Genomic DNA, 1,812 nt, shown 5'->3' with positions numbered 1-1,812 from the left:
GTTATTTTATTTTGTTGATTAACGTAAATTTCCCACATTTGCTCATAAGCCTTTTCCATTTCCCTTGTAAACTGTCTTGCATTCCACAAAGGAGAAGTCTTTTTCGACTCTCGTAATTTCCAATATACTCTCTTCCTTAATTCCTTATCCGTACCAAACCTTACTCCCCATTCGATATACTCCTCATCAGTCCAAGCAATACCTTCAGAAATTCCCGCATTCATCATATAAGTATAACTGTTACGGGCGGCAAATTGTTCTCCTACTCTCGTTACCACAGGAATTTCTGCCCATAATGCTTCCAGTGTTGTAGTTGAGCCATTATAAGGATAAGTGTCAAGTATCACGTCAGCAATCCGTAAATTTGCTCGATGAGTTTCAATAACCACATCTAAAGGTATAAATCTTAATCTATCCATGGACAAATTTTCTGAGTTAGCAACTTTTATTACTAATTCTTTTAATGCACTTTCATCCTTTCTAATTTTGACGAATAGATAACTATTGGGTACTTGTTTGATTATTTGCAGTTGAGACTTAAGAATATCGGGATTTAGTTTAGCAGGGTTTTGTAAATTCATAAAAATGACATCATTTTTTGTTATACCAAAATCTTCTCTTCTTAAAGTGGGAGTACCGATATTAAACCCATCAATGGCTAAATAAGTATTTGGTAAACGCCAAATTTTCTCCCGATAATATTGTTCTGCATTTTCTGGCAACACATAAGGATCAGCAATGTAATAATCTATGGAAGGTAAACCAGAAGCATCTAACCCTAACCAAGATACTTGTATTGGTGCGGGTTTATTCACCATCACGGATGCGGTTAAATTTAAAGTCACACTATCCATATCCACTAAAATATCAATTTGATCATCATAGATTTTATTGGTAATGTGGTTAACATCTCTTGCCGCATCGTAAAACTGTGATATTTTACTATTTTTAAACCATTTCTCCGTAATATTGTCTTGATGTCCATGTACTGAATAGAGATTAATTTCAAATAAATCGAGATTATGATAATTAATTAACCAACGACAGAGAAAACCTACAGAGTGAGTTCTAAATGTATGCCCAATATAACCTATTTTTAATTTTCTGATTTCTTTTGTTTGGTTAAAAATCCTAATTTTGTCATCTTTATTAACTTCATAATACATTTTTGAGATACCATTAAATAAGTATCTGTTATAGGCAAGATCGTCTTTTAAGTAGAGAGGACAAATTAAACCTGCAATGAAAGCATCTTTAGCAACGGGATCTAAAATCTTATAATCTTCTTCTATCATGGTTTCCCAATATTGAATCTGTTGCTTTCCTGTTTCGGTGGCTAAATCCCATTTACCGATAGTTAGATAGCAATTGAAAAGAAAATTATTGCCCAAAATTTTGCCGTCAAGGGAATTACTTTTTACTTTTATTGTCTCAGCTACCTCTAAGGCTTTTTCATAATTTTGAACCTTCATATAAAGAAGATATAATTCTCGATAAGTATTCAGGTTATCAGGCAGAAACCTAGCATAAAGACATAAAAGATCGATGCCATAGATGCCATATAAATTATCCATTCCCATAAAATGAGCAATGGTTTTGATTTTACTGGCTACTTCATTATTAGCTTTAGTAGCAATTAAACTAGCTTCGGCTAAATCAATACTGGCTTTGGTAGGTAATCTAAGAACTTTGTCTAAAACCTTGATTAATATGTTAATTTCTATGGAGGGGATGTTGTCTTGGGTTAGGAGTTTTAAAATATTCCAATCATAAATAAAATCCACCTGAAAGGTTTTCAGGATAACCGACAGT

The 1,812-nt window shown here is 33.0% G+C and carries 1 protein-coding gene; it reads right to left on the bottom strand.

Features of this window, described 5'->3' with window-relative positions:
• On the bottom strand, positions 1-1,812 hold a 1,812-nt coding region (locus tag ACN4EE_RS23060; protein ID WP_431708851.1), incomplete at both ends, for an O-linked N-acetylglucosamine transferase, SPINDLY family protein.

The sequence above is a fragment of the Geminocystis sp. CENA526 genome (assembly GCF_050753365.1).
In the GTDB taxonomy this organism is placed as follows: Bacteria; Cyanobacteriota; Cyanobacteriia; order Cyanobacteriales; family Cyanobacteriaceae; genus Geminocystis.
The sequence above is the reverse complement of the archived record's forward strand: the minus strand, read 5'-3'. Positions and strand labels throughout refer to the sequence as shown.